Consider the following 21,185-nt stretch of genomic DNA (forward strand, 5'->3'; position numbering starts at 1 on the left):
ATGGATTCTTGCTACCTTTTCATCCAATTTTAGAATGAGGAGCGGAGCTCCGCAAGCGCAACCATCAATAGCGTTTCATTTCTCTTGATCAATAAAATGAAGGCGATCAATAGATTGTTTGATGATCTAAAGCTTGCACTGCCACGCTTTACTTCTAAAGTTTAAATTGTTTTGCGTAGGGATGCCTCACTTTTCAGAGATGAATAGTGACAAAAATCTTTCGTTGAGCGAGCAGGCTTATAAAAAACTCCGACCTAATAAAATAAAAAGTATCACAATCAATCTTCCAATTACGCTTTTAATATGTTCAAATCTTAATCACAATATTTCATGGCTTTATTCTTTGATAAATTTAATTGTGTATGATGCAGTAACACACAAGAATAATTACGAAACTCGTATTCCTTAATCATTTTGTCCTGTATGAGCTCAATCCGAATCTGGGTTTCTAAATAATCTTTGAAAAAATCTACCTGATTCAAACAAAACATATATTTTTGCTGATGATTCTCTAAGTTGTGCAAACTTGATTGATAAACTTTGCTTGTCAACACATCGTTTACATTTCCGTTTGCATATAAAAACACAATATCAAGCCTTGAGAAATCGTCAGAATTGAAGATGGCTTGGGGCTTCAGCGCACATATATTTTGATTCACGCGTTCATATTTAAAATCTTGGATATATTTCTTTTTACATCCCTGTACAATCAAACAAGAACTTAAAATTATAATCAAACCACAATATTTCATCGATGACCTAAAAAACAATCAGTTGATATAAATAAATTGCTGATTGGTGAGTGGAACTAAAACCTGTTTAGCATAAAACTCATTGAATATCTGTGTGGTAATATCTGAAAATGGTTCATCTTTAAAATGCGGTAAAATTGAAAAATTGATCAATCCCAATCCTTGAATATCCTGTAAATAAGGTGCTTTTGAAGCATCATCCATTGTTCTGATATATTCTAAATCTTGTCCCAATACGATAGAGCCAGCGGAACTGCCTATATAAGGTTTTCCCTGATTGATCAACTTTGAAATGACTTTGTCAGCCTGAGATCGTTTTAATTCTTGTAAGAGATAGAAGGTATTCCCTCCTGAAACAAAGATAAAGTCATTCCGATTTAGCGTCGCTTCAATTGACTGGATGTCTTGCTCATCTATATATAAAACGTCAACCTGAATGCCTAGTTTTTCAAAGGCTTTTTTATCATCTTCGACATAAAATGTAATTGATTCAGGCTTACTTGCAGTCGGAATAAATGTAACAGACTTACCGATTAGAGGCTGATCAATATGCTGTGCAAAATCCAAATAAACATCCGCAAAAGAAGCTGCTAGAAAAAGGTTTTTCATGATGAACGCTCTATTTTCAGGTTGTATTAAAAAATATTGTTAATTTTTAAAATAATTCAAAATCTTAAATGAAGACAATAAATCTAGATATTCAAATCAGTCCAACTTTATCATAGCACAGCACTGCGACGGATTTTATGTAAAAATACAATGCTCAAATCAGTTTCTCATTCATATAGCGCCAATAACGTTTGGGAACATATTGAATATGAAGTTTGATATTTTTACGTGCCGAAATATTGACACTATTAAAATAGTCTTTCCAAAGTTGGTCATAAAGGATTTCATCGTCATCCAGTTCAATACTAAAATCCTGACTGGTCCCCTTAGCAATATTTTGATCAATCTCAAATACATTCATACTGACTTGATGAATATTTTTTAAGTCATAATAAATGCCAAAATTCCGCAACTCATCATAAATGAGCCAACGTTGATCTTGATATCTTGTTTTGAAGTGCCTTTCAATCAATGGAAGAACATTGAAATCAGGACGTACCAAACTTAAAAATAATTCATCTTTACACTTTTTGAAACGGACAAAAGCCTCCATACGGTGCTTCTCACGCCCCACTTGTTTCGCCCATTTAGAAACTGCAAGTACATCTACATGACCATAATCAGCATCGACACGTCGATGTGATGAAAACACGTAGATACTCAAATTAAATAAATGTTGAAATGCACTTTCCTGCTCAGATAAAAAAGTATAATAAAAATTACGCAATGTATTAGATGAAACCTTTTGCTTAAATGCCTTCCACACGCGATCAGCATGAATTTCATTAGACTCAACAAAAATCGTTTCATCCAATAAACTGGATTGAAGACTATTTTGGCTGGCTATCAAGACATCCAGCTCTTTAAACTGAAATGCACGAAACACACAGCATAATAAGCCAGTCATCGTTCCATCAAAAATATACTTTGCCATTTAAAATAAAAGGTCCAACTGTGGTGAAAGTTGTTGCGTATATTTTGATTGACCAGTTTGTAATATTTGGTGACGAATCTGACTCGGTGATTGATCCTTTACAAAGGCAGGCGTATCAGCACAACGGATAAAATGGACAGCACGATTATATGCAATACCCATTTTCTTAATTTGATCGATATGAATCTTCCCAAAACGTCGAGCCTGAATAATTTTTTTGGCTGAACGTACACCGATACCAGGTACGCGCAATATCATACGATACTCAGCACGATTGATGTCTACAGGAAATTGCTCAGGATGTCGTAATGCCCAACTCAGTTTGGGGTCGATATCCAAATCTAAATTCGGATGTTTTTCATTGACAATTTCTGTTGCCTCAAAACCATAGAAGCGCATTAACCAATCGGACTGATACAGACGATTCTCACGTAATAGTGGCGGTGCAGAACCAACAACAGGCAATGCTTTTTCTTGATCATTGATTGGAATATATCCTGAAAAATAGACCCGTTTAAGCTTAAATTCTTTGTAGTGATGATCTGCCATGAGAATGATATCTTGGTCTGTTTCATTGTGTGCTCCCACAACCATCTGTGTGGTTTGCCCTGCCGGCACAAACTTCGGCACAGACTTTATAATTTTTCTCTCATCTTTAAACTGAATTAATCGATCTCGTACAATGCCTAAGTCTTTTTGCACTTCTCCATGAGTTTTTTCTGGTGCAAACTTTTTTAGCCCTTCTTCGGTCGGCATTTCCAAGTTAATACTCATACGATCAACATAAAGCCCAGCTTCATGAATGATTTCTTGTGACGCACCTGGAATGGTTTTAAGGTGAATATAGCCATTAAAATTTTCTTCCAGGCGTAGTTTTTTCACCACCTGCAACATACGCTCCATGGTGTAATCAGCAGATTTAAAAATTCCTGAACTTAAAAATAGCCCTTCAATATAATTTCTTCGGTAAAAATTAATGGTTAAATCCACGACTTCTTGCACAGTAAATGCCGCTCTTTTGACATCATTTGAGCGCCTAGAAACACAATAAGAGCAGTCAAAAATACATACATTGGAAAATAAGATTTTAAGTAAGGAAACACATCGCCCGTCTTCGGTATAGCTATGACAAATACCAGAACCTGTATTTCCAAGCCCTTTATCCTTGTTTTTACGTTGACTTCCACTGGACGAGCATGACACATCATACTTTGCAGCATCTGCCAAAATTTGCAATTTTTCTCTGATACGTTCTGTCATGACTTAAACTCAATTTTACCAATGAATTTTAGTCATTATATAAACTCTGAAGGCTGTAAAATATTGATCTAATCATCATCACGACATGAGCTGACGTATAAATTATAATCCATTATTTTTACAGTAAATTATCAACACAAACTTCTAAATAAAAACTAGAAATATACAATGAATTTAAAACATTTAAACATTGCCCATTCATGTTGATGGGCAAATCTCAATAGTAAAGTCAATGTTCTTCTAAGCTTGCGCTGAAAGTGGCAGTCCAAAGATTCGATCAAATGACCAGTTAAAAATAAATGTATAAATAGGGATAATGACAATCAAGGCCGCATCCAACAGGAATGCATCAAGAAAACTGATTTTCATCCACCATGCAATCAAGGGGATTAAAAATACAATTAAGATCAGTTGGAAGCCAATAGCATGAACAATACGACGTTTTACCGTACGTTGACGTGAAAGTTGACGTTTTTCCCAAGCCTCAAAAATAAGGTTATAAATAAAATTCCAACTCACAGCAATGGTCGTAATAAAAATCGCCAATGGACCCGTATGACTCAATTGAGTCCCTGAAAGTAATGCAAGACCTAAAGATGAAATTGTCAATCCGATGATTTCATAACTACTCACATAAATCACTCGACGTTTAAACCCTTGCATAAATCAATCTCAATTTTTGAAGAAAGGCTATTTTAATTTCAGTTATAATAATAGATAAAGATAATAGCTTTCAGTTGAGCTGATACCAAACTATGAATTTCACCAGTGAAAATATTGAATTGTTTGTCAAAGTCATTGATACAGGTTCTTTTTCAGCTGCCGCTCGTGCCCTAAATAGGGTTCCATCAGCAGTAAGCATGGGAATCGCCAATATTGAGGCTGAATTAGGCTTACAACTCTTTGAAAGAACACCAAGAAAAGTCATTCCAACAGCAACTGCACTGGCATTAGCTCCACAAGCTCGCATAATTTCTGAACAATTAAAACAACTCAGTAAACATGCTTATGAACTTTCTTTAGGTCTAGAAAGCATATTAAAAATAGGTGTGGTATCGGATGTAAATAATCAGAAGCTTTTGCGTGCAATTGATCAACTCGCCTGCAAATATCCTTTATTAAATATTGAAATCATTACTGCGCCCCAAGATGATATTTTACATTTATTGTATTCTGAGCAAATCAGTATCTGTTTGGCAGGTTCTGGGCAAAATATTAAAATACAAGAACATTTGCAATTGGTTAGTTTGGAAACCGTCGTTGCAACTATTTCTGCTCAACATGATTTAATCACTCACTACAACCACCCTATTTATATCGAAGATCTGATCAATATTCGTCAAATTATTGTGGCGAGTACCGATTTAGATATTACTGACTTAAGACCAGTAATTGGTGCATCTTACTGGAGGACCAATAATCTACAAACAGCTATTGATATGGTTGAAACAGGTTTAGGATGGGGAAACTTTCCATATTCACTGGTCAAACCATATATTGAGGAGGGGCGTTTAATTCAAATTAATTTTAAAAATACTTATAACCAACTTTCTGTCCCGATTTATTTGATTTGGCTAAAAGATAAAGCACTCCCTAAAGCTACTCGAGAACTGATCGAATTGATCAGACAAAGTTTAGATCAGGATAGCTGCCATAATGCTTAAATTTAACGATCAAATATAGCCTTAAATAAAGTTGAGAAGTTTCTAAATTTCATCCTTCAATTACATGACTTGTAAGTAAATTTACAATAGATAATCCACATTTATCCATCATTAGGTATATTGATTGAATGATCAAAACAGATAAGGCTTTGTTATGAATAATAAATTAAGAGTATTTACCTTAGTCAGTGGAATTGCATTACTTAGTGTTGCTGCACTCGCTCATTCAGAGCATGAAAAAATCCCAACAGCTAAACATATCAATCTAAATAAATACTTGGGGCAATGGCATGAAATCGCTCGCAAACCCCTCTATTTTCAGAAAAAATGTGATTATAACGTAACTGCTCATTATTCATTAAATGAAAATGGAAGCATTAGAGTGGATAATACTTGTTATAGTCAAGATGGAAAACTTCAGCAATCGATTGGGGTCGCTAAAGTACAAAATGCGCCTGTAAATTCAAAATTAAAAGTTACATTTTTACCGAAAGCTTTACGTTGGTTACCTGTAGGACGCGGTGATTATTGGATTCTAAAAATCGATGAAGACTATCAAGTGGCTTTAGTCGGAACACCTAACAAAAAGTATCTTTGGTTACTCAGCCGTTCTCAAAAACTAGATCCTGTAGTTGTTGAAGAATATTTAAATTATGCACAACACTTAGGCTATGACTTAAAAGATTTAATTTACACCAAGCAAAAATAGTAAAGACTTGGAAAATTTATAAAGGCATGCTTGTTAAAACGGCGAATGAACAAAATTTCAAGCATTGAATTTTTATTCATTCAACATCAGACCCGATTTTTTGCTTGAATACAATCAGTCTGACCATAAAAAATTTGACTTGGCATGCTCAGGACTTACAATACGCCTTTTAGATTTCCAGTATTACCAAAATCATGTCAAACGATCAAATCGAAGCACAAATTGTTGACTTAGACAATTTGCAAGAACACCGCGAAATTGTGACGTTTATGCGCAGATCGTCGCCGCTCAATACTTCACAACGTACTGCACTTGAGCAACATCGTGAGTTAATTTTGGAATACCCTGTTGGCGACTTGCGACAGCATTTTGAACATCCGGAACGCCCACTGACTGTAGAAATTGGTTTTGGTATGGGGCGTTCTTTAGTGTTGATGGCAAAAGCCAATCCTGAGCGTAACTTCGTTGGAATCGAAGTTCATGTTCCCGGTATTGCGCAGTGCGTTTATGAAGCAGGCATGGCAGAAGTCAAAAATCTTCGTGTTTTAGATGCAGATGCAATTCAAGTGCTTCGTGAAATGCCTGATAATAGTATCAATACTGTTCAGCTTTATTTTCCAGATCCATGGCAGAAAAAACGTCATTTCAAACGTCGTTTTGTGTCACATGATCGTATGCCATTGGTGGAAGAAAAACTTGAAATTGGTGGTACTTTTCATGCTGCAACAGACTGGGAACCGTATGCTGAATGGATGCTTGATGTCTTAGATAATCGCCCCCGCCTAGAAAATCTTGCGGGGAAAGGCAACAGTTATCCTCGTCCAGAATGGCGCCCACAAACTAAGTTTGAACGCCGTGGAATTGAATCAGGTCATAAAATCAATGACTTTATTTTCAAAAAAATCAATTAAATCAGAATTTCTTCTCCATCAAAAAAGCTGTAACAATCGTTACAGCTTTTTTTACGTCTTTTTACATCGTTAAGCTCGATACGGACTTGAATTTCGGGCTCAGCACATTGTTCTGTAGTTTTGTTTGCATGTATTCAGCATATACAGACAATTTTTCATAAATGTGCTCAGAATAAAACATATCTTCAACTAAATTTTGCGCTCGATAAATATCATAAAGCCCTAATAAAGTTAAAATCCTCGCATTCATTTCAGAGAATTCTCGGCATAATGCCATATGCGTAGCATCTTTATATTTAAAAAGCAGTTGTTGCATATTTAAGTCATCTGCTTGGTATTGAAATGAGCTCTGCAGTTTATGATCCTGTGGGCGAATCAGAAAAATTCTAATTCTGAAATAACGCTCAATTTCATATAGCCCCTGGATGTCGATTGGATAATCTGTAATTAAAAAAATGGTCTGTATTTCAGACAGTGTCAGCGCTTTGAACAACTCAAAACAAATAAAATCCTGCTCGATTAATGCTTGATCCTGAAAATCAAGACGTAACTTTAAGCTTTCTAGGACAGTTTCATCTTTTTCAGTTAAATTTATGGTTTTTTCAATTTGATAATAAGGCTTGAGTAGACTTTGAAGTTGGTCTGTTAGTGGCGAGGTGTACAAAACGGTTTGATTTAAATTTGCCAAAATAAACGGCGCAAACAAATAGGCAAAGTCTGTTTGATTGGTGGTCATTTCAGATTGGATAATCAATATATGTCTTTTTTCAGAAAACTCACGCAAAACTTTGGCACGTAATAATGTTGCTTCAAAGTTAACGAATTTCTGATTTAAATGATTGATCACCGTCGTTGAACAAGCATGATCAGATAAAAACTGTGTAAGCACATTCAACTGAGCTGTCATAAACATTTCTCTAACTCACTTTCTACCACCTCAAGTAACAGTATTCTGAAAAGAAATCATAAATAAATATAGTCACAAATATTTATAAAAAATATATAACAGATAGAGCTAAAACGATGTGATCTGTTATAGTTATTTCACAACTTGTCTTGAATAATGTCATGTATAAATCCGAACAACTGGCTCATAGTCTTAAAGTATTGATTGAAAATGGGACATGGAAAGCACATGAAAAACTCCCTTCACTTCGACAGCAAGTTGAACAATCTGGATTCAGCCTAATTACCGTCATGAATGCTTATCAAGAACTTGAAGCGCAGGGTTTGATTTATTCAAAAGAAAAGTCTGGTTATTTTGTCGTTGAGCAAACTTCTCAACACAGCCTACCAGTACATGTCGTCAATGAAACGATAGAAATCAACTCAGTGGTATTTAAATATTTAAAATCGATACAATCTGAAAATATCATCCCACTGGGTTCCGCATTTCCAAATAGCCAATTGTTATATTCAGCCAAGCTTATTCAATCACTAGGACAACTTGCAAAGCAACGGCGCAGTTATGAACAAACACCCAGTTTACCGCCAGGAAATTATCAACTGCGTAAAACTATTGCACAAAAGTATGCCATGCAAGGTATCCCAACTGATCCCTCAGATATTGTGATGACTTCTGGTGGATTAGATGCCTTAAATCTTTCATTACAAGCGCTAACGCATGCTGGAGATTACATTTTATTGCAAGAAACCATGTTTTATGGCGCATGGCAAGCAGCTGAACGTCTCGGTTTAAAAGTGATTACCATTCCTGAACATGCTGAGCATGGTATTGATTTAGAGGCTTTTGAACAAGCTATTCTTAAATATCCCATCAAAGTTTGTATGATGATGTTGAATAGTCAAAACCCCATTGGTTTCACTGTAAGTGATGAGATTAAACTCAAGCTCGCCAAACTTCTGCATACTCATCAAATTTATCTCATTGAAGATGATGTCTATGAAGAACTCTACTATGGTCAAAAAAAACCGCTCCCAATGAAATATTTTGATCAGCAAAACTGGGTTCTACACTGCTCGTCTTTCTCTAAAACTTTGGGGGCAGGTTTTAGAATAGGTTGGGTCTATGCAGGAAAATTTTCTGAACATATTCAACACACTCAATTAATGAGTACACTTTCAGTCAATTCATTTATTCAAAATGCCTTGGTCGAATATTTATCTCATCGCCATTATGAAAAACATCTAAAAACTTTACGCTCAACTTTACAACGCTATAAAAAACAATACTTTAATTATCTCAAAGCCCATTTACCGGCACAATGTCATGTGAACTATTATCCTTCAGGGTATTTTTTATGGATTGAACTACCCGAACAAGTCAATAGCAATGATGTCTATCATCAAATGTTGGAGAAAGGCGTCAGTATTACACCGAGTAATTTATTTAATATCACAAACCAACAAAATAATTTTATTCGAATCAATTGCTCTTTTGAATTAAATGAAAAATTTATTCAAGCACTTAACCATTTAATTACTATCATTGAAGCAGCACTAAAAGACTAATTTTTATAACAGATGAAAAGTTTCGCTGTTCATCTGTTATATTTTTTTTCTAATTTTTTGTATCTACGCGATATCAAGTTATGTCGTCATAATTCAATCATATTAAGCAGAAAGAGATTTTGCGATGAATGATGACAAAAGCCCTAAAAAACCACAATATGCGGATAGTTCTATTTCGGACAAAGCCTTTAAACGAATGATTATCTGGTTTTTTATCTATTGTAGCCTATTTTGCATCGGAGTCATCGTCACCATTGGTGCAGATCACGCTGCTATCATTAAATGATGAGCCATTTTAGTAACCAAGTTATAGCAAACACTCACTTTACTCCAGTGAGTGTTTTTTTTGTATTTGTTGACTAAGTAAGCTATAGACACAGCTTAGATCCAGACGTCCTTGTTGTTCCAACATATTTTGATGCATTTTTAAAACGTTCCTATCACCACGCATTGCAGGTCCTGTTTGCATAGCTACGGGATCATTCTGGGTCGCTTTATGTGCGGTTTCTAAAATCAGCGGATACAACAAGTTAAAATCAACATGTTGCGCATCAACCACTTGTTTTGCCATGTCATAACAATAATTACTAAAGTTACATGCAAATACTGCTGCCAAATGTAAACTTAAACGTTGTGCTGAAGTATAGTGATAGATACGCTCACTTAGGCTATTGGCTAACGCTGTCAGTATTGCCAAATCCTCAGTTAATTCAGTTTCAATGAATAAAGGTGTCGTTTTCCACTCAACATTACGATCAAAACTAAATGTTTGTAAGGGATAAAAAACCCCTGATTTTTGATGAAACTCGGTCAAAACTTTCAAATTGGTACTACCAGAAGTATGTACAATCAGAACTTCAGTCAGCTGAGAATGAACAGATTGAATCACTTGTGCAATGGCTTGATCACTGACAGCAATCACCAATAGATCAATTTTAGGATCAATATGCACTAGCCGTTCTATCGCTTGTGCATTTACTTGAGATGCTAACGTTTCTGCGTGGATTAAATCACGACTATAAATCTGTACAATATCATGTTGTTCTGACAATTTTCGTGCAAAATGAGTCGCAACACGACCTGAACCAATGAAACTAATACGCATAGCAACATCTTAAATTTAAATTGGCTTACAGCATGCCAATAAAAAAGGGATGAATCAATTCATCCCTTTCTTTATATTTCAGAAAATTGATCTGAATATATTTAGTTTAATTTAACGCGTTATTGAGATAAATAATACGTTCAGCAGTTCGCTTATTAAAACACTTGGTATATTGCATTTCTTTATTTTGTTGAGACATCGCATCATCCCAATATTGGCGTTGTTGCTGATAGGTTTCAACTTCACTTTCAGGCAGTTCACTATAACTTTTTTGTGAAATCACTTTACAATCTACATCACGCTTTTCAAACCACTCTGCTTGATCTTGCTTGAGTTGTGCCTTCGCTTCTTCCGTTAAACTGTCCCAAGTTTGATTTAAACGATCAACTTGTTTGGCTTTTTCTTCATCAAGCTCTTTTTTACGGATATCCATGGCTTTCTGTGCAAGCTCAGTCTGTGCCGCATTTTCGATCTGATTTTCTTGCTGACGTTCACGTATATCTTTATTTTCTTTAATATAAGCAGCATATTGCACAGCTTTGACAGACACAAAACTGACACCTTGAATAATTGCATCTTGATTTAACACATCCAGCGTTAAACCATCTTGATCTGTTTTAACCACATTATAATTAAATTTGCCTTTTAGCTGATCATTACCGAGCACCAGTTTAGACTCGCCTGCTTCGATATATTCTCGAAGTGTACGATAACCTTCACCTTCACATTCTTCGCTACGGCAATCTTGACCATATTCAGCATAGGCATTTTCAGCACGCTGTTGTAAGCCTTTAGGAAATTGTACAACCAGCTGACTTTCGCACTCTAACTGATTGGTTTTGGTAGAATCATTACTAAGAGTGCGTACATTTTTGACTTCAAATTTCAGACCATTATTGATTTTTTGCAATAATGCTTGGTCTGCTTCATAACCTGAATTGGCAATATTGTCTGAAACTTGACGTAAATATTCATCTTTTAAAAATTTCTGAATTTGATCAATATTGCTTTGGTTGGTACAACTCCACTCAGCAAGTGCGGTATTGTTGTCATCTTTTTTCTTTTTAAAATAATCACATCCTGACAATAGCAAAGAACTTGAAAGGGCTGTAATTATAAGTAAAGGGCTAAAGGATTTATTCATTGTTTATCCAATCATCTTTTTATCTGCGCCATTTAAACAAAATTTGATGTGATTTTCGAGCAAAAAATAAAAAAGCTTCTTTGTCCAGAAGCTTTTTTATTCATTTCATTATAATGAGAATCTTAAGGTGTGGTTGCACCCACCACTTCAAACTCAATGCGACGATTTTTAAATTGCCCTTCTTTCGTCGAATTATCTGCAATCGGGTTATCCTGACCATGCCCTTCCGCAGTAAGCTGAGAACTATGAACTCCCTTTTCAACCAAATAAGCGACAACGGATTTCGCTCGTTTTTCTGATAAGGTTTTATTTGAGGTTGCATTCCCGACATTATCAGTAAAACCTTTGACCACAAGTTTTGCATCAGGCAGTTGTTTTAACAAACTCGCTGCTTTATCCAAAATGGCTTTATTGGCATCAGGAATACCTGTAGAACCAGTTGCAAAGTTAATCACCTGAAGGTTTAAAGCTGCGGCAATATCATTGACATTCGCAGAGTCTACTTGAATATTTGACAATGCTTGATCAGCTTGTGAATTACTTGTATCGACATTTGCTGTCGCATCCGATGCAGCGAGATTCGCAGTTGATTGGTTTGCTGTAATATTTACATTTGGAATAATACCTTTTAATTCATCAGCCAATTTTTGTGCTTGAGCCAAATCTGGAGCTTGAATAGTAAATTGATCACCCATCCATGCCAATGAAATATTTGGAATTCCTTTAATTTTTGTTAAAACTTGATTGATTGCATTTTGATCTGGCAAGTCACCTGCATAAGCTGTATTGGCTGTAATTTGACACTGATCTGCTTGACCAAAAACAGAGGCAACAGCACCTTTTAATTGATCCAACAAAGTTTGGCTACTGGATTGTGCTTGGCAATTTGCCAGCTTACCCTGAGCATCAGTAGAAAGCTGAAATTCAGCAGCTTGTAAATCTACAACAGCCTGTGAAGCTGAGCTTCCTGTTGTAGATTCGCCAACTACAGCAGGTTTACTGCTACATTGCTTGAACAATAATGCAGCTAAACCTGCAATCACCAATAAAGCAATGATGGGCAACAACCAATTTGATTTTTTTGGCTCATCTTGAACTGGGCTTGAGTTAAGCGTTGGAACAGGTGTAGGCGTGACAATTTCAACGGGTGCAGGAGCAACGGGCTCAACAGGTGGTATGACCGTTTCTGCAACAGGCACAGCTTCTGCATTGGAAGCGAAACCTAAGCCTCCAACGCTGAGCCCAAGTGCTGAAAATAAGCCCCCAGCCCATGCAGGCAACGCAGCCTGAATATTCTCCCACTGCGCCTTAATCAAATCGAAAATTTCATGTTTATTGTCTGAGCCTGCCTGATCTGCAAGCAAAGATAATGTGGGAGAAATAGCATGATTTAATGTGTTTTCAATGTCTTGTGCAGGTGCATCCCCCCGAACCAGATCAAGAAATTGGCTTACCGTTTCTGGACGATAACTAAAAATGTCAGCGAGCCGTGGATTCAGATTTTGCTGAAGTGTACTAATCAGTTCAGGTTTGGATTTAAAAATAGTAAGAAGGATGGGAAAAAATGCGCTTAACGCACCGATTTTTTCATCTTGAAACTGTTGATCATGTTGTAAAACTTTTGTTGTCACTTGTTGTTTTAAAAGCTCAATAATATTCATAATTCTGGACACTCCTATATCATTGTTGTGTTTGTCGCATTAGAATCACTTATTGATCGTTTTTTATTCTAGTGGTTAATTTTTGATATTTATAATATCTTTTTGTAGCAATAAATGTTTTATATCTATAAAAAAAGCCAGCTTATGCTGGCTTTTTAAACTCAATAGAAGTGAACACTTTCCTATATTAAGCGATAAACGTAGCAACAACTTTACCCAACATTTTTTGATTAATTAGTGGTGTATTTTTCCCATTTGAATAAATGTTGTCTTTGCTCACTGTCCATTCCATGTCTGGATCAACCAATGCCCAACCTGATTCTTTCACCCAACGTTCAGTCATGTTGGCAACTTTTGCAGGTGCAGATGTCACTTTTTCAACCCATTCTAAAGGTTCAAATAAACCTTCACGAACCAATTGAACGCCAAAAGACACATAGGTATCAAATGCACTGATACCGGGCAAAGTTTCAGCAAATGGTGCTAATTTAGCCGAGCCACTTAAAGGTTCATGATGCGTACAAATCGCATCAATAATGCCCTCTTTTACTCCCTTACGAAGTAATTCCTTATCTTGTTCAGCACGTAAAGGTGGGCGTACATGCGCAAGAGAATTAAAACCATCAATCAATTGATCAGTTAAATGCAGTTGATGCATGGCAACATCCGCTGTGACTGGCAAACCTTTCTGCTTTGCGATTTTGATCAAATCGACAGATGCGCCACTCGAAAGTAAGCCAAAATGCGCTTTAACGCCTGTGGCTTCAATCATTAATAAATATTTTGCAATAGCAATTGTCTCTGCAAGCGCAGGAATCATTGGTAAACCTTGACGTGAGGCGACAAAACCTTCGTGTACACATCCGTCTTTGGCAATTTGATGCTCTTCAGGATAGAACACAACGGTCATATCCAAACCCGCGGCGTACTCCAGTGTACGAAGTACCACATCATCATTTTCAAAGGTCGCATAGGCATTTGAAACAGCTGTACAGCCACCCTTTTTCAACCCCGCCATATTGGCAGGCTGTTTTCCGTTTAGACCTTGTGTTTGTGCGCCAATCACCTGTAAGTGGATACCGCCATCCAACATGGCTTTTTCAACCAAACCATGAATTAAAGCGCCGTTATCTTGCACAATCGGTTGGGAGTCAGGTGGCGTGAACACATGTAAAATGCCATTTTCACGAGCAGCTTTACCTTCTGACTTTAGTGTTCCATGCTGTTGTTGACCCGGCTCACGTAAACGCGCGCAAAGATCCACCATAGTCGGCATCAACCACTTCCCTTGCCCATCAATGCTTTCGACAACGTCATTCGAGGACTCTACAAGTTTTCCATCTTTCAGATAAACAGTTTGTAGGCGGTCAGTTTTGTTGATGGGGTCTAAGACACGTACATTTTCAATTTTTACAATACTCATGACTTTATCCTCTACCTTAAACTGCAATCGCGTCTAATAAACCTTTTTCCTGCAACTGACCTTGCATTGCCAGCGCCAAAACAGCCATACGAACTGCAATACCGTTGGTCACTTGATGAAGAATCACCGATTGATCCCCATCCGCAATGCTGGAATCAATTTCTACACCACGATTCATAGGTCCAGGATGCATCACGATACAATCTGGTTTTGCCAAAGCAAGGCGTTCTTTGTTCAAACCATACATTTTGTAAAACTCAGCTTGTGAAGACAAAGCGGGTGAATCAATACGTTCATTTTGAATACGTAAGGTAATGATCACATCGCAATCTTTAACCCCTTCATCCATTTTATTGAATAGACGTACACCTTCACCATATTCATCAAAACCATGAGGCAATAATGTGTTTGGGGCAATGACACGGATATCTTTACAGCCGAGCGTTTGTAAAGCAGCAATGTCTGAACGAGCCACACGAGAATGTTTAATATCGCCAATAATTGCGAGGCTAATATCTTCAAAATTCTTTTTAGTTTCACGGCGAATGGTCAACATATCCAACATTGCTTGAGTTGGATGTGCATGACGTCCATCACCTGCATTGATAATAGCAACATGAGGACATACAGTTTCTGCGATAAAGTGAGCAGCACCTGAAGAAGAATGACGCACCACGAAAATATCAGCTGCCATTGCTTCTAAATTCCAAAGTGTGTCACGTAATGTTTCACCTTTTGAAGTACTTGAACGTGCAATATCAATATTCAGTACATTGGCTGACAAGCGCTTTGCAGCAGCTTCAAAAGTGGTACGGGTACGAGTTGAGTTTTCAAAAAACAGATTCATCACTGTACGACCTTCTAAAAGCGGTGTCGTTATCAGTTGATTTTGATCATTTATAAAAGAATGGGCTGTATCTAGAATTTTAGTGAGGGTTTCTTTAGAAAGACCTTCGATGGTCAGGAAATGCTTTAAGTTTCCATCATTATTGAGTTGAATCTGGCTCGGTGTATGCAATGCCGCCAAGTGCATGAGAGATTCCTTAGAGGTTAAGTTAACGTATTATACAGATTTTCCTTTTCTTTGGCAGACGAAGTTTTGGGCAAATAACGCTAAAAATATTGATCAAATTTTAAATTTGATCAATTTCAAATCAGACTGCTTCACATCCATTTGCAATAGCTTTTGTTTTAATTGTCTGATCAGTTCAATATAGTCTTGGTCGGATTGATCTTTTAAAAGTTCAAGATAACTGTCTAATCTATTCAGTGCTTTATCTCGCCATTTAAACAACTCCTGAATCGGATGATATTTTTCAGGATCTACATGGGTTAGGTCATATTCCAATATTTGGCTATTTGTTAATGCCGTATCAAATTCTTTGACTCGTTTTAGACAATTCAGCGTATCTTCTAGTCGAAAACGGATTTCATGTTCACACAAAAATTTTAAATGAGCTAAATCATGTTGCTCTGCAAAATACTGTGCTAGTGGTAATGTAAATTCCTCATAAGGATACCAACGACCATGTGCGCACGAAATCAATTCTTTAAACTTTTTATTGTCCAACCATTGTCGAAAAACTGCATCTTTTGCCAGTTTATAATCTGCCAAACGTCGCGCTGTTTGAGCGAATGATTCATCTGCTGTACCTGAATAAATCATTTGATGTCTTTTTAAATATTTGCTGATTTCCGTATTAAACTTACTATAACTCAAAGTCTATACTCTATGATTATTATGATTTTTATCAGCTTATAAGTTGAATGGGATATTTACTGTTTCAAATGCGTAAAGCTTTAAGCCCGACCATCTTTATACTTAAAGCTTTTAATTTTGTATTATCTCAATGCACCAATATAGTGATGAGAAACTTGTGCACGATATATTTCTTCTTCCGTTGCACCAGAAACATAGCCTTCTTCAGATGCTGAACCCTGTTCTATCCGGTCAACGGTTGTATCTAAATCTGGTTGTTCTTGATCAAGTAAATGCTGTAAACGTAAAGCATGTCGATTGAGCTCAGCATCTTGAGTTGCTAAAGATATATCAATGACATACTGCGCATAGCTTTTATTGTCAACCAAATACATCACATCTATGACGCGCCCTGTTACACGTCTAAGTCTGGTTAAAATGAGTGTTCCAATTGAAAATGCATCTGCATGTGCAATAAATCGATTGTTATTGACTGGTTGCATAAAAATCCCCTGTATTCATTTAATTTTTTAACATCAGCACACTGACCAATACGATGAATAACTAAGCAATTTATATACCAATTTTAAATTCTAACAGCTGTCATCTTTTAAAAAGTTCAATCAATCAGAATCTTTAAGTCGTTGAATCATGATTTGACCGACACATCTAGGTCCTTCCAATAAATTGAATAATTGCCCAATGTGTATATGACGTTCATCATGATCAAACAAAAACCACATTTCTGCTTCATAAGGAGACATTGCATTCATTTTAAGCGCAATACTCCAAGTATTGATCTTATGCTTGTGCAAAATCTCTGTTGTACAGTAATAAACACCATGTTGTGGGATATGCTGACGTCCACCATTCTCAGGTGTATACCAATCAATCAATACTTCAAAGACTTGCTTTTGTTTTAGCATGACAGGTTAATTATTTTGTTCACTGATGAATTCCAAGTTACCACGTTGTTTGCTCTCCATCGTCATCGATCACATCAACCTGAACATGTTGACCGAATAAAGCCAAAAAAGCTTTTATTTCTTGTCTGAGTTGATCATTCATTGCAGATATTTCCAATAGAATTTGGGATGCTTCAAAAATCAAACGAACATCATATTCCCATGCATTTTCTGTCACTGTGGTTGCTTTTAAATAAACAATATTTGATTGGAGGAATTGATAGCTCTGCAATTGCTGAGCGATTTGAATCACCGATTGGCGATTTATTCGATACCAATCTTCAGGCTGAAAGGTGACATAAAATTCAGCTGACATGTCCAAGCTCTCTAGATAATGATCTTATAAAGCAGGTGAATGATAAAAATATGTCCAACACATTTCTATTGAGATAAAAATAAGTACCAATCCCATCGCTACATTAAAAATTCGTGCGCGATTTCCTGTGTTTAAAAAGTTTGCTAATTTTTGCCCCACAACTCCCCACAGCACTAATGATAAATAACACACCACAAAATAAATCAGCACAAAAATCAGCAAAGCATTTTCGATTTGACCTGTTGAAAACAAACCCGTACCTGCTACAGCCGCAATCCATGCTTTTGGATTAAGCCACTGCATCAATGCACCTTGCATAAATGTGGGAATTTTAGTTTGAGCATGGCTTTGGGTAGAAATCGTTGTGCCTTCTGCGCGCAGAATATTTAGCCCAATCCATAACAGTAAAACTGTACCCAATACAGTAATAATATCCAATAGCAAAGGATAAACCACGATGATTTGATATAGACCAAAACAGACTGATGCCAATAGCAAAGTAAAGCCAATTGTTGCGCCTGAAATAAAACCAAAGCTGCGTTTAGCGCCATAATTCATACTGCTGGTTAAAATGGTTAAATTTACAGGTCCTGGCGATATGGACATCGAAAGTGAAAAAATGAACATTGAAAGAATAAGACTCAGCATTTTTTTAAATTTCTTGATTTGATCTTGGTTAGATATGGATATTTGAATATATTTCAAGCAAATCACCACAATCTTTGAAAGAATTTTAAGGTTTTTGGAAAAATTCGATCTTCTTGGCACAATCCACAAGTTTTCGTCATCAAAATACGCTAAAATATGCGATTGCTTTAATGTCTTTGGAAATATTCATGAATTCGAAACCGCGTCTTTCTACATATTGGGTTACCTGTGCAGATGGACTAGAAACCTTACTGCAAGAAGAAATTCAAGGTTTAGGGATTCATAATATTGAAAAATTTCCTGGACGTTTGGTCTTTAAGGGTAAACTTGAAGATGCTTACCGTATTTGTATGTGGTCACGCCTTGCTTCACGTGTGCTCACGCCTATTCATACACATGAACTTGAATTTACGCATGATGCACGTGACGTTGCTGAAGAACTTTATGAAGGTGCGATCAACTTTGATTGGTCGTTAATTTTTGCACCACAAAGTACTTTTGCCATTCGCCTACACGTTGAACGTGATATCAAGGTCAATACTCAATTCGCGACCTTACGTGTCAAAGATGGCGTGGTTGATTCTTTCATGGAAGCAGTGGGTAAACGCCCAAGCATTGATATTAAGCAACCTGAAATTACCTTATATGTACTTGCAGGCAAAACTGAACATACCTACTGCCTAGACTTATCTGGCGATTCTCTACATAAGCGTGGCTATCGCCGTTACATGACCGATGCACCGATTAAAGAGAATTTAGCCGCAGCCATCTTACAAAAAGCCAAATTGAAAGAACGTCACCCAGAAATCATACTTGACCCAATGTGTGGTTCAGGTACGTTTATCATTGAATCACTAATGATTCTGACTGACCGTGCGCCAGGTTTAATCCGTCGTTTTGGTTTCAATGGTTGGAATGGGCATGACCATGAACTCTGGATGTCGATCAAAGCTGAAGCCGCAGACCGTCATCAAGCTGCATTACAACAACCTTTACCAAAATTCTATGCTTATGATGCAGATTGGGAAGCTGTAAAAGCCACCAAGCAAAATATTATTGCGGCAGGTTTTGAACAGCAACTCGATCAAATTCAAATCGAAGAACGTACATTAGCAGATTGGCCAGACTTCCATGCTGAAGGTAAAACATCCTTTGTTGTCACCAACCCTCCTTATGGTGAGCGTTTGGGAGATAAAGCTTCAAATCGAGCATTATATTTAGGTCTATCTGCGCTTTTACAAAAGAATTTCCCAAATCAATATGCAGCTGTTATAGCTGCAGCAGTTGAACAAGCTGATGTATTGGCTTTCAACAATCCACAGATTTTACGTTTGATGAATGGTAAATTACCGATTTATGTTCGTTTTGGTGATATTAAACCAGCAACAGTCAGTAAGCCCTTCCTTGCAGATTGGCAACCTCAACAATTTGAAAAGATTGAAGGTGCTGAAGACTTTACCAACCGTTTGCAAAAAAACATGCAAGCTTTAAAGAAATGGGCAGTCAAAGAAAATATTTATTGCTTAAGACTTTACGATGCGGATCTACCTGATTTTAATGTTGCAGTTGACCTTTATGGTGATCGTTTGCATGTCCAAGAATATGCGCCACCGAAATCAATTGATCCTGAAAAAGCCAAAAAGCGTTTTAATCTTGCTTTAGCCTCGATCCGTGCGGTAACAGGTTTAGGTCGTGATGCAATTTTTATCAAAACCCGTGCGCGTCAAGAAGGTAAAGCGCAGTACACCAAACAAAGTACTGCGTCTAAACGCTTTATCGTTCAGGAAGGTAAAGCTAAAATTCTGGTCAATTTAACTGATTATTTAGATACAGGATTATTCTTAGACCATCGTCAAATGCGCTTACGCATCGCAGCAGAAGCCAAAGGCAAACATTTCCTTAACCTATACAGCTACACCTCGACTGCAAGTTTGCATGCCGCTTTAGGGGGTGCTGCTAGTACAACCAGTGTGGACTTATCCAATACTTACTTAAACTGGTCTAAAGAAAACTTTGTACTGAATGGTCTGACCGTAGATCATGCTGATGAACAACACCAATTTTTCTCAAGCGATTGTTTTGAATGGCTCAAAGAGGGTCATGAACAATATGACTTGATCTTTATTGATCCTCCAACTTTCTCTAACTCAAAAAAATTCTACGGTACATTCGATGTTCAACGTGATCATATCTCATTACTTAAACGAGCAATGAACCGCTTAACGACCGAAGGGACTTTATATTTCTCAAATAACTATCGTGGTTTTGAGATGGATGAAGAAATTGAGGCTATGTTTGATGTGCAAGAAATCAGCAATGAAACCATTGGTTTAGATTTTAAACGTAATCAAAAAATCCACAGAGCTTGGAAAATTAAACACTTCCCTGTTTAATTTTTTTCTCGCTATTTATACGCCACGGGGTCAACTTCATGACCAATATACAAGGTCACCCGATCTTGTGTTGTGATACGAACATCGTGGCGTTGATAAGGGTTAAATCCAATATCGATAATTTTATATTTTTCTAATGGGGTAATATATTTATCCCCCGGTTTATTCGGATCAGGGTCTTTTTTTTGCCACTCAAAATCAGTCAATACAGTAGAATATATTTCATCCTTTTTTGCTGCATCTGCTTGTTGTTGCGCGATCTTATGATGTAAATCTTTTTGCTCATCTACAGATTGTTGAGCATCCTGTTTAACGGCTTGAATAATAATCGGCGAAAGCTTTACTACACCTACAGACTGTTCTGCAAGATCTTGGTCATCCAATTGATTTGCCAATATCTCAGCCGAACCCAGTGCCATTAACAACATCGTCAGTAGCTTTAAATAATCAGATTTTTCCTTTATTTTGATCGTCATGATCAACTTCCCTTTCTTATTATTCCTGTCTAAAAATTATCAAT

At 36.7% G+C, this 21,185-nt stretch carries 23 protein-coding genes; 6 read left to right on the top strand and 17 right to left on the bottom strand.

The genetic code is table 11. The features are described 5' to 3' along the window. Positions 1 to 314: 314 nt before the first annotated feature. The 5 genes from AAV97_RS07710 to AAV97_RS07730 all read right to left on the bottom strand — a co-directional run bounded on the left by AAV97_RS07710 (position 315) and on the right by AAV97_RS07730 (position 4,218). Entirely contained in the window at positions 315 to 752 is a 438-nt protein-coding gene (locus AAV97_RS07710; RefSeq protein WP_046759877.1) for a hypothetical protein, read from the bottom strand. A gap of 18 nt (positions 753 to 770) precedes the next feature. Beyond that, positions 771 to 1,361 carry a Type 1 glutamine amidotransferase-like domain-containing protein gene (locus AAV97_RS07715; protein ID WP_046759876.1) on the bottom strand — a complete coding sequence of 197 codons (591 nt, stop codon included), beginning with the start codon at positions 1,359 to 1,361 and terminating at the stop codon, positions 771 to 773. A 154-nt stretch (positions 1,362 to 1,515) separates the two neighbouring features. Continuing rightward, the gene (locus AAV97_RS07720) at positions 1,516 to 2,295 is read right to left on the bottom strand and encodes a TIGR03915 family putative DNA repair protein (RefSeq protein WP_046759875.1); all 780 of its coding nucleotides are present in this window, start codon (positions 2,293 to 2,295) and stop codon (positions 1,516 to 1,518) included. Then, positions 2,296 to 3,555, bottom strand: coding sequence for a putative DNA modification/repair radical SAM protein (locus AAV97_RS07725; protein WP_046759874.1), 1,260 nt, complete (start codon positions 3,553 to 3,555; stop codon positions 2,296 to 2,298). 240 nt (positions 3,556 to 3,795) lie between these two features. Beyond that, the gene (locus tag AAV97_RS07730) at positions 3,796 to 4,218 is read right to left on the bottom strand and encodes a PACE efflux transporter (RefSeq protein ID WP_046759873.1); all 423 of its coding nucleotides are present in this window, start codon (positions 4,216 to 4,218) and stop codon (positions 3,796 to 3,798) included. Between the two features lie 92 nt (positions 4,219 to 4,310). Between AAV97_RS07730 and AAV97_RS07735 the strand changes: the two genes are divergently transcribed. From AAV97_RS07735 to trmB, 3 genes are all read left to right on the top strand, one after another. Continuing rightward, on the top strand, positions 4,311 to 5,219 hold the full coding sequence (locus AAV97_RS07735; RefSeq protein WP_046760254.1) for a LysR family transcriptional regulator: 909 nt from the start codon (positions 4,311 to 4,313) through the stop codon (positions 5,217 to 5,219). Positions 5,220 to 5,373: 154 nt separating this feature from the next. After that, positions 5,374 to 5,928, top strand: a complete 555-nt coding sequence (locus AAV97_RS07740) for a lipocalin family protein (protein WP_046760255.1) — start codon at positions 5,374 to 5,376, stop codon at positions 5,926 to 5,928. Positions 5,929 to 6,122: 194 nt separating this feature from the next. Beyond that, the gene (gene trmB, locus AAV97_RS07745) at positions 6,123 to 6,839 is read left to right on the top strand and encodes a tRNA (guanosine(46)-N7)-methyltransferase TrmB (RefSeq protein ID WP_004831127.1); all 717 of its coding nucleotides are present in this window, start codon (positions 6,123 to 6,125) and stop codon (positions 6,837 to 6,839) included. 61 nt (positions 6,840 to 6,900) lie between these two features. Here trmB and AAV97_RS07750 read toward each other — a convergent pair whose 3' ends face one another. Further along, entirely contained in the window at positions 6,901 to 7,746 is an 846-nt protein-coding gene (locus AAV97_RS07750) for a hypothetical protein (RefSeq protein ID WP_228136523.1), read from the bottom strand. A 161-nt stretch (positions 7,747 to 7,907) separates the two neighbouring features. Here AAV97_RS07750 and AAV97_RS07755 point away from each other — a divergent pair, with 161 nt between their 5' ends. Together AAV97_RS07755 and AAV97_RS21195 are read left to right on the top strand one after the other, a co-directional pair. Further along, entirely contained in the window at positions 7,908 to 9,311 is a 1,404-nt protein-coding gene (locus AAV97_RS07755; RefSeq protein WP_046760257.1) for a PLP-dependent aminotransferase family protein, read from the top strand. Positions 9,312 to 9,435: 124 nt separating this feature from the next. Then, positions 9,436 to 9,597, top strand: a complete 162-nt coding sequence (locus AAV97_RS21195; RefSeq protein ID WP_004831130.1) for a hypothetical protein — start codon at positions 9,436 to 9,438, stop codon at positions 9,595 to 9,597. Between the two features lie 39 nt (positions 9,598 to 9,636). Here the strand turns inward: AAV97_RS21195 and AAV97_RS07760 are convergent, their stop codons facing one another. The 10 genes from AAV97_RS07760 to AAV97_RS07805 form a co-directional block, all read right to left on the bottom strand. After that, the gene (locus AAV97_RS07760; protein WP_046760258.1) at positions 9,637 to 10,416 is read right to left on the bottom strand and encodes a Rossmann-like and DUF2520 domain-containing protein; all 780 of its coding nucleotides are present in this window, start codon (positions 10,414 to 10,416) and stop codon (positions 9,637 to 9,639) included. A gap of 106 nt (positions 10,417 to 10,522) precedes the next feature. Further along, complete coding sequence (locus AAV97_RS07765; RefSeq protein WP_046760259.1) at positions 10,523 to 11,560, bottom strand: hypothetical protein; 1,038 nt, start codon at positions 11,558 to 11,560, stop codon at positions 10,523 to 10,525. 122 nt (positions 11,561 to 11,682) lie between these two features. Continuing rightward, positions 11,683 to 13,221 (bottom strand): OmpA family protein, encoded by a 1,539-nt coding sequence (locus AAV97_RS07770; RefSeq protein WP_046760260.1) that lies wholly within the window; start codon positions 13,219 to 13,221, stop codon positions 11,683 to 11,685. 187 nt (positions 13,222 to 13,408) lie between these two features. Beyond that, positions 13,409 to 14,644 carry a dihydroorotase gene (locus AAV97_RS07775; protein WP_046760261.1) on the bottom strand — a complete coding sequence of 412 codons (1,236 nt, stop codon included), beginning with the start codon at positions 14,642 to 14,644 and terminating at the stop codon, positions 13,409 to 13,411. Between the two features lie 16 nt (positions 14,645 to 14,660). Then, positions 14,661 to 15,677, bottom strand: coding sequence for an aspartate carbamoyltransferase catalytic subunit (locus AAV97_RS07780; RefSeq protein WP_004831135.1), 1,017 nt, complete (start codon positions 15,675 to 15,677; stop codon positions 14,661 to 14,663). Between the two features lie 93 nt (positions 15,678 to 15,770). Next, entirely contained in the window at positions 15,771 to 16,310 is a 540-nt protein-coding gene (locus AAV97_RS07785; protein WP_005029456.1) for a hypothetical protein, read from the bottom strand. A gap of 176 nt (positions 16,311 to 16,486) precedes the next feature. Further along, positions 16,487 to 16,846: a hypothetical protein gene (locus tag AAV97_RS07790; RefSeq protein ID WP_046760262.1), complete on the bottom strand. Its 360-nt coding sequence runs from the start codon at positions 16,844 to 16,846 to the stop codon at positions 16,487 to 16,489. A 120-nt stretch (positions 16,847 to 16,966) separates the two neighbouring features. After that, positions 16,967 to 17,269, bottom strand: a complete 303-nt coding sequence (locus tag AAV97_RS07795; protein ID WP_046760263.1) for a hypothetical protein — start codon at positions 17,267 to 17,269, stop codon at positions 16,967 to 16,969. Between the two features lie 37 nt (positions 17,270 to 17,306). Next, positions 17,307 to 17,624, bottom strand: coding sequence for a hypothetical protein (locus AAV97_RS07800; RefSeq protein WP_046760264.1), 318 nt, complete (start codon positions 17,622 to 17,624; stop codon positions 17,307 to 17,309). A gap of 24 nt (positions 17,625 to 17,648) precedes the next feature. Beyond that, the gene (locus tag AAV97_RS07805) at positions 17,649 to 18,230 is read right to left on the bottom strand and encodes a LysE family translocator (RefSeq protein ID WP_227567568.1); all 582 of its coding nucleotides are present in this window, start codon (positions 18,228 to 18,230) and stop codon (positions 17,649 to 17,651) included. Positions 18,231 to 18,460: 230 nt separating this feature from the next. On the opposite strand from AAV97_RS07805, the gene rlmKL reads away from it, so the two are divergent. Then, entirely contained in the window at positions 18,461 to 20,665 is a 2,205-nt protein-coding gene (rlmKL, locus tag AAV97_RS07810) for a bifunctional 23S rRNA (guanine(2069)-N(7))-methyltransferase RlmK/23S rRNA (guanine(2445)-N(2))-methyltransferase RlmL (protein ID WP_046760265.1), read from the top strand. 11 nt (positions 20,666 to 20,676) lie between these two features. Here rlmKL and AAV97_RS07815 read toward each other — a convergent pair whose 3' ends face one another. Beyond that, a complete protein-coding gene (locus tag AAV97_RS07815; protein ID WP_004831143.1) occupies positions 20,677 to 21,141 on the bottom strand; it encodes a hypothetical protein in 465 nt (154 codons plus the stop codon). Positions 21,142 to 21,185: the final 44 nt, after the last annotated feature.

It is taken from the genome of Acinetobacter sp. Ag2 (assembly GCF_001005515.1).
In the GTDB taxonomy this organism is placed as follows: domain Bacteria; phylum Pseudomonadota; class Gammaproteobacteria; order Pseudomonadales; family Moraxellaceae; genus Acinetobacter; species Acinetobacter bereziniae.

Coding starts and splice junctions, on each gene's coding strand:
- AAV97_RS07710 (WP_046759877.1), bottom strand. CDS start 752: ATGAAATATTGTGGTTTGATTATAATTTTAAGTTCTTGTTTGATTGTA.
- AAV97_RS07715 (WP_046759876.1), bottom strand. CDS start 1,361: ATGAAAAACCTTTTTCTAGCAGCTTCTTTTGCGGATGTTTATTTGGAT.
- AAV97_RS07720 (WP_046759875.1), bottom strand. CDS start 2,295: ATGGCAAAGTATATTTTTGATGGAACGATGACTGGCTTATTATGCTGT.
- AAV97_RS07725 (WP_046759874.1), bottom strand. CDS start 3,555: ATGACAGAACGTATCAGAGAAAAATTGCAAATTTTGGCAGATGCTGCA.
- AAV97_RS07730 (WP_046759873.1), bottom strand. CDS start 4,218: ATGCAAGGGTTTAAACGTCGAGTGATTTATGTGAGTAGTTATGAAATC.
- AAV97_RS07735 (WP_046760254.1), top strand. CDS start 4,311: ATGAATTTCACCAGTGAAAATATTGAATTGTTTGTCAAAGTCATTGAT.
- AAV97_RS07740 (WP_046760255.1), top strand. CDS start 5,374: ATGAATAATAAATTAAGAGTATTTACCTTAGTCAGTGGAATTGCATTA.
- trmB (WP_004831127.1), top strand. CDS start 6,123: ATGTCAAACGATCAAATCGAAGCACAAATTGTTGACTTAGACAATTTG.
- AAV97_RS07750 (WP_228136523.1), bottom strand. CDS start 7,746: ATGACAGCTCAGTTGAATGTGCTTACACAGTTTTTATCTGATCATGCT.
- AAV97_RS07755 (WP_046760257.1), top strand. CDS start 7,908: ATGTATAAATCCGAACAACTGGCTCATAGTCTTAAAGTATTGATTGAA.
- AAV97_RS21195 (WP_004831130.1), top strand. CDS start 9,436: ATGAATGATGACAAAAGCCCTAAAAAACCACAATATGCGGATAGTTCT.
- AAV97_RS07760 (WP_046760258.1), bottom strand. CDS start 10,416: ATGCGTATTAGTTTCATTGGTTCAGGTCGTGTTGCGACTCATTTTGCA.
- AAV97_RS07765 (WP_046760259.1), bottom strand. CDS start 11,560: ATGAATAAATCCTTTAGCCCTTTACTTATAATTACAGCCCTTTCAAGT.
- AAV97_RS07770 (WP_046760260.1), bottom strand. CDS start 13,221: ATGAATATTATTGAGCTTTTAAAACAACAAGTGACAACAAAAGTTTTA.
- AAV97_RS07775 (WP_046760261.1), bottom strand. CDS start 14,644: ATGAGTATTGTAAAAATTGAAAATGTACGTGTCTTAGACCCCATCAAC.
- AAV97_RS07780 (WP_004831135.1), bottom strand. CDS start 15,677: ATGCACTTGGCGGCATTGCATACACCGAGCCAGATTCAACTCAATAAT.
- AAV97_RS07785 (WP_005029456.1), bottom strand. CDS start 16,310: ATGATTTATTCAGGTACAGCAGATGAATCATTCGCTCAAACAGCGCGA.
- AAV97_RS07790 (WP_046760262.1), bottom strand. CDS start 16,846: ATGCAACCAGTCAATAACAATCGATTTATTGCACATGCAGATGCATTT.
- AAV97_RS07795 (WP_046760263.1), bottom strand. CDS start 17,269: ATGCTAAAACAAAAGCAAGTCTTTGAAGTATTGATTGATTGGTATACA.
- AAV97_RS07800 (WP_046760264.1), bottom strand. CDS start 17,624: ATGTCAGCTGAATTTTATGTCACCTTTCAGCCTGAAGATTGGTATCGA.
- AAV97_RS07805 (WP_227567568.1), bottom strand. CDS start 18,230: ATGTCCATATCGCCAGGACCTGTAAATTTAACCATTTTAACCAGCAGT.
- rlmKL (WP_046760265.1), top strand. CDS start 18,461: ATGAATTCGAAACCGCGTCTTTCTACATATTGGGTTACCTGTGCAGAT.
- AAV97_RS07815 (WP_004831143.1), bottom strand. CDS start 21,141: ATGACGATCAAAATAAAGGAAAAATCTGATTATTTAAAGCTACTGACG.